General features: G+C 44.3%; 7 protein-coding genes. 2 read left to right on the top strand and 5 right to left on the bottom strand.

Annotated features, from left to right (window positions below):
* Window positions 1-216: 216 nt before the first annotated feature.
* The gene (locus NXS07_RS18175) at window positions 217-828 is read left to right on the top strand and encodes a riboflavin synthase (RefSeq protein ID WP_038198040.1); all 612 of its coding nucleotides are present in this window, start codon (window positions 217-219) and stop codon (window positions 826-828) included.
* 83 nt (window positions 829-911) lie between these two features.
* On the opposite strand, the gene purK is transcribed toward NXS07_RS18175, so the two are convergent.
* The 4 genes from purK to ppiB all read right to left on the bottom strand — a co-directional run bounded on the left by purK (window position 912) and on the right by ppiB (window position 3,885).
* Window positions 912-1,979, bottom strand: a complete 1,068-nt coding sequence (purK, locus tag NXS07_RS18170) for a 5-(carboxyamino)imidazole ribonucleotide synthase (protein ID WP_258087339.1) — start codon at window positions 1,977-1,979, stop codon at window positions 912-914.
* Window positions 1,976-2,521 (bottom strand): 5-(carboxyamino)imidazole ribonucleotide mutase, encoded by a 546-nt coding sequence (gene purE / locus NXS07_RS18165; RefSeq protein WP_258087338.1) that lies wholly within the window; start codon window positions 2,519-2,521, stop codon window positions 1,976-1,978. The genes purK and purE overlap by 4 nt, the downstream gene beginning before the upstream one ends.
* 135 nt (window positions 2,522-2,656) lie before the next feature.
* Window positions 2,657-3,379, bottom strand: a complete 723-nt coding sequence (lpxH, locus tag NXS07_RS18160; RefSeq protein WP_038223832.1) for a UDP-2,3-diacylglucosamine diphosphatase — start codon at window positions 3,377-3,379, stop codon at window positions 2,657-2,659.
* A gap of 11 nt (window positions 3,380-3,390) precedes the next feature.
* Window positions 3,391-3,885, bottom strand: coding sequence for a peptidylprolyl isomerase B (gene ppiB, locus NXS07_RS18155; RefSeq protein WP_038198043.1), 495 nt, complete (start codon window positions 3,883-3,885; stop codon window positions 3,391-3,393).
* A 274-nt stretch (window positions 3,886-4,159) separates the two neighbouring features.
* On the opposite strand from ppiB, the gene cysS reads away from it, so the two are divergent.
* The gene (gene cysS / locus NXS07_RS18150) at window positions 4,160-5,542 is read left to right on the top strand and encodes a cysteine--tRNA ligase (protein WP_238126793.1); all 1,383 of its coding nucleotides are present in this window, start codon (window positions 4,160-4,162) and stop codon (window positions 5,540-5,542) included.
* A 135-nt stretch (window positions 5,543-5,677) separates the two neighbouring features.
* Here cysS and sra read toward each other — a convergent pair whose 3' ends face one another.
* Window positions 5,678-5,914, bottom strand: a complete 237-nt coding sequence (gene sra, locus NXS07_RS18145) for a stationary-phase-induced ribosome-associated protein (RefSeq protein ID WP_071826760.1) — start codon at window positions 5,912-5,914, stop codon at window positions 5,678-5,680.
* Window positions 5,915-6,123: the final 209 nt, after the last annotated feature.

The raw sequence follows: 6,123 nt of genomic DNA, 5'->3' as shown, positions 1-6,123 counted from the left end.
ATAAATATAAATATAAATATAAATATAAATATAAATATAAATATAGATTTTATTATTTTTCGGTGTCAATTTTCGAACGAAAATAATAATATAAATAACTTAGCAGAGAGGGTTTTGATATGCGTTTTTTATTTTATTATTCTAAATTTAAAAAATAAAGTGTAAGCTGTAATAAAGCTAATCTATAATTATATTAATTTGGAGACGAAAAATATTATGTATACAGGAATTGTACAAGGTAAAGAGAGTGTATTGTCACTCAATAAAAATAATGGTTTCAGCACGCTGACCGTGAGTAATCATCATCGTTTTTTTGCGGGTGTTTCTGTGGGCGCCAGTGTTGCCATTGATGGTACTTGCCTGACAGTCACTGAATTCACCGATGACCGAGTTTCTTTTGATATCTCCGATTTTACCGCTGAGAGCACAACGTTAAAATTGCTCACCGTTGGGGATGAGGTTAACGTTGAAAGATCACATCAGATGAATCAAGAAAATGGTGGGCATAGCCTATATGGGCATGTTGAAGGGGTGGCCGAAGTCATTGAATTTACGCCAACAGGTGAAACTTATCGGTTGGTTATCCGAATTCCTCAGGACAACATTAAGTATTTCTTCCTGAAAGGTTTTATTGGTCTTCATGGTTGTAGTTTAACCATCAATGGCATTGATGAAGAGAATAAAACCGTAGCCTTGAACCTGATTCCAGAAACATTAAGAATGACCAATTTCAACAAGATCAGAGCGGGTGATTTCCTCAATTATGAAATCGACCAAATGACAAGAACTATTGTAGATACACTAGCCAGAACGTTATTGAAGAAATAAAAATAATTGCTGGGACTAGAATAGGAAGTGGTAAGTTATCTTCAAAATTACCACTTCGAATTCAAAACGTCGAATATCACTCATCAACTTAATTTAATTTTCGCCCATTCCAAACCGCTTTGGTACTCCGCAGGTAGTAGAGGGATCAACGCCTGTAACGTTGTTTGCAATGCGCCTTTGTCAGCATGAGCCAGATTTAAGTGCCCAACTTTGCGCACTGGGCGGACTTCCTTTTCGTACCAATGCAAATGCACCAGAGGCAAACCGAACCATTCTGGATTGAGCTCCGTACCGATCAGATTGATCATCACAGATGGCGCCATTATTTCTGGCTGAGGCATCGGAAGATCAAGGATCGCACGCAGATGCAGTTCAAACTGGCTGATGGAAGCCCCGTTTTGTGTCCAGTGGCCGCTATTGTGTACCCGGGGTGCCAGTTCGTTGATCAACAAATTATCGCCAACAATAAAACATTCCATCGCCATGACACCGATATAATTCAGGTGATCCATGATGGCAGACAGCATTTTCTCTGCTTGTTGCTGCAACTGATTATCTGCGTTTGGCAAGGCAACGCTGGTGCGCAAAATACCTTCCTGATGCAGATTATGTGTCAGTGTATAAAATACGGATTGGCCTTGTGCATTACGGGCGCCAACCAGTGAAACTTCTCCTGAAAACGGAATGCCTTGTTCCACAATACACTCACCGTAAATTTCGGCAGGTAATTCCGCTTCATCACCCGGCCGGATGCGCCATTGGCCGCGTCCATCGTAGCCGCCGGTACGGCGCTTGACGATAATAAAATCACCTAACTCCGCAAACAGTTGCGGCCATTGGCTGGGATCGGACAGTAATCGCCACGGTGCTGTTGCCAAACCCAAACTATCCATGAGCTGTTTTTGTGGCAGGCGATCAGCCAGCTGGGGGAAAATATCACGGTTGATGAAAGCCTTATGATGGGCGAGTTCGCGGGTTAATGCTGTTTCGGGCCAGCGTTCAATTTCTGCGGTGATAACGCTGCTTTGGTATGGCACTGATTCAGGCTCGGCATCCAGCCCAACCGGATAGACAGCGATCCCCAATGGTTCGCCGGCCTGACGGAGCATTCGACCCAACTGACCATTGCCCAATACGCAGATTGGCTTCATGCATCCTCCCGTGGATCTGGATTATTCAAAACATCTTGTGTTTGTGCTGAACGCCAGTCTGACAAACGCTGAAACAGCACATCATCATGTAATGCCAGCACTTGCGCTGCCAGTAACGCCGCATTTGCTGCCCCGGCTTTTCCGATGGCCAGCGTACCAACGGGGATGCCTGTTGGCATCTGTACGATGGAGTAGAGACTATCAACTCCGCTGAGTGCGGCACTTTGCACAGGGACACCAAAGACCGGAACCAATGTTTTGGCTGCCAGCATACCCGGTAGATGTGCCGCCCCGCCTGCGCCTGCGATAATCATGTCATAACCATTTTCTTTGGCTTGTTCGGCAAAATGAAAAAGTTTATCCGGCGTTCGGTGTGCCGAAACGATTTCAACGTGAAAGGGAATATCGAGTGACGTCAAAATATCGGCGGCATGTTGCATTGTCGCCCAGTCACTTTTTGAACCCATGACAATGGCGATTTTGGCGTGGTGTTGCATTGAAGTTGCAGAAATAGCGGTTGCGGGATCAGGGCGGGCCGTCATAACTCAGATGCTCCTGTATTGGGTGTCCACCAGAACAAATATATATTGAGGAAGCGGATCATATCATGCGAATAGCATAAGGAAAACGTTTGCGTTGTTTGATTTGTCGATTTTTACAGAAATACGCAGCAGGGATCAGAAGGGGAAAAACATCAGTTCAATCGACGTTTCCGTCACTTTGAACATTGAACCTTGATGATGCCATGCGCCCAGAACACCGCGATGTACGGTTTTATCCGCGATTTGAATATCATGTATTGCAGGACGGTGAGTATGGCCGTGGATCATCCAATCAACCTGATATTTTTCAAAATGTTCAATCACCGCCTGTTGATTGACGTCCATGATTGATTCGGATTTCTGGCTGTTGGCGTATTGGCTTCCTGCACGCATTTTGGCTGCGATTTTCAGTCGGATAAACAAAGGCAGAAGTAAAAACAGCCGTTGTATCCACGGCGTGTGTACCCGCTTACGATACTGCTGGTAACCTGTATCATCTGTGCATAGCGTGTCGCCATGCAGGATCAGAATGCGCTTACCGTATAATTTTAGCACCTTTTCCTGTGGCAGCAGGATCAGACCGCTCTCTCTGGCAAATCGGGAGCCAAGCAAAAAATCACGATTACCATGAATGAAATAGCAGGAAATACCTTTTTGTTTCAGCTCGTTGAGTGCTTGGGCAATTTCACTGTGCAGGGAATTGGGGTCATCATCGCCAATCCAATAATCAAAAAAATCACCGAGGATATATAAACTCTCAGCATAAATAGCATCTTCACGTAAAAAACGCAGAAAACCGGCAGTAATTGCCGGTTCTTGCTCACTGAGATGAAGATCTGCAATAAACAGCGTACACATGTAACGATTGATTACTCGCTGACAGTGACACGTTCAACGATCACATCTTCGTTTGGTACATCTTGGTGCATACCGCTACGGCCAGTGGAAACGCCCTTGATTTTTTCAACCACATCCATGCCTTCTACCACTTCGGCGAATACGCAGTAACCCCATCCGTCTGGACGTTCTGAACGGAAATTCAGAAAATCGTTATCAACAACGTTGATGAAGAACTGGGCAGTTGCAGAGTGTGGATCATTGGTACGTGCCATTGCGAGAGTGCCACGGGTGTTTTTCAGGCCATTATTGGCTTCGTTTTGGATAGGTGCTTTGACCGTTTTCTGCTTCATACCGGGTTCAAAACCACCACCCTGAATCATGAAGCCATTGATGACACGGTGAAAAATCGTATTGTCATAGAAACCTTCACGGCAGTAATTCAAGAAGTTTTCAACAGTTACAGGCGCTTTATCAGCGAAAGTGTTAATCACAACATCGCCAAAGTTGGTATGAAAAGTCACCATAATAGAAATCCTAATAATAGTTTTGATTGACCCTATTTTCTAGGGTGTTCGGAACATCCGCTGTTATATCATATCTGTGATCTCGAGTCAGTACTCTGCAAGCGTCGGTGAACAAGGTCGCTCGCGGCGCTTGCAAAGCGTTGCATATCAAGGTGAAATATCTCATCTGGCTTTTCATATTCTAGTTTATTTATATCGCTGATAAAGAAGCCTATAATCAGCGGATTCGTTCGCTTTTATTACACGTACGTCACTTTTTACGGAAAACCCACCGATGCTAAAAATTTTCAATACTCTCAGTCGCCAAAAAGAAGAATTTAAGCCGATCCATGAAGGGAAAGTGGGCATGTACGTGTGTGGCATCACGATTTATGATTTGTGTCATATCGGCCACGGTAGAACTTTTGTTGCATTTGATGTCATTGCCCGTTACCTGCGCTATCTGGGCTATGATTTGACCTATGTCCGTAATGTCACTGACGTGGATGACAAAATCATCAAACGTGCCACTGAAAATAATGAAAGTTGTGATGCACTGACCACACGTATGTTGTCTGAGATGCATAGCGATTTTGATGCGCTGAATATCCAGCGTCCAGACTTGGAGCCGCGTGCCACTCAACATATGCCTGAAATTATTCAGATTACTGAAGAACTGATCAAACGCGGGCATGCTTATGTGGCTGCTAACGGCGATGTGATGTTCTCGATTGATACCAACCCTGATTATGGCCTGCTGTCACGTCAGGATCTGGAGCAGTTACAGGCAGGAGCGCGCGTCGAAGTTGCTGATGTAAAACGTAATCCAATGGATTTTGTGCTGTGGAAAATGTCCAAGCCGGGTGAGCCTAGCTGGGAATCGCCGTGGGGTGTTGGTCGTCCGGGCTGGCATATTGAGTGCTCTGCTATGAACGGCAAACAACTGGGACATCATTTTGATATTCACGGTGGTGGTTCAGATCTGATGTTCCCACATCATGAAAATGAAATTGCACAATCTACCTGTGCTCACGATGGTCCTTACGTGAATTACTGGATGCATTCCGGCATGGTAATGGTTGATAAAGAGAAGATGTCCAAGTCATTGAGTAACTTCTTTACTATCCGTGACGTACTGGAATATTACGATGCTGAAACCGTGCGATACTTCCTGCTGTCTGGCCACTATCGCAGCCAGTTGAACTACACGGAAGAGAATCTGAAACAGGCACGTACTGCTCTTGAGCGCCTGTACACGTCATTACGCGGCACAGATAAATCGGCCCAGCCTGCGGGTGGCGAAGCATTTGAAGCCCGTTTCACTGAAGCAATGAACGATGATTTCAACACACCGGAAGCCTATTCCGTACTATTTGACATAGCTCGTGAGATCAACTGCCTGAAAACTGAAAATCTGGCAGCGGCAAACGGTCTGGCTGCTGAACTGCGTAAACTGGCGGGAATTCTGGGGCTGCTGGAACAGGAACCTGAACAGTTCCTGCAAGGGGGGGCTCATGTGGATGATGATGTTGCCCAAATCGAAGCATTAATCAAGCAGCGTAAAGATGCCCGTACAAACAAAGAGTGGGCGCTGGCAGATGCGGCTCGTGATCAGTTGAACGCGTTGGGAATTGAGTTGGAAGATGGCCCACAGGGAACGACATGGCGTCGCAAATAATCAATTTTTGATTGATTACTGATTCATAAAATAACTAGAAACCGCCCCATCAGTGGGCGGTTCGTCTTTTAGCGCTTTTTTATCACGATAATCATTTTAGTGATAATGAATTCTGTAGAATAAAAACAGGCAATTCTATCGACGGGTATTCAAATGTTCAGAATAAAATGTATTTCCTGGGTGATAGGTTATTATTCCTGAATAAGCATCTTTTTTCATACAGACAAAAGAAGAATGTCTCAGGTGTTCTGGGATTTGGTGTTTACTATCACTGGTGGTGAGATTAAGAAGAGAAATTATTACCTTACGCTTGGAATTACTCAATTTATGAGGCATACCCAACAACCGTCTTGCAGCTCTATTACTTAACATAATCAACGCCTTTTCAGTTGTACGTGAGTTTATCAGTATAGCAACTTGTTCGAAAAGCAATACATTGTGAGGTTGATTATTTATCAGGATATCGCTTGTATCACATTTCCTGAGAATAAAATCGGATGAATCTACTAAGTAATCAAGAAAAATTAATTGCAAATTTAGCACCATAACCTTCCAATAGAGTATTTAGCTCATACTCCACG

This window comes from Xenorhabdus bovienii (assembly GCF_024721015.1).
Lineage (GTDB): Bacteria > Pseudomonadota > Gammaproteobacteria > Enterobacterales > Enterobacteriaceae > Xenorhabdus > Xenorhabdus bovienii.
Note: the sequence above shows the minus strand (reverse complement) of the source record. Positions and strands in the feature narration are given on the sequence as shown.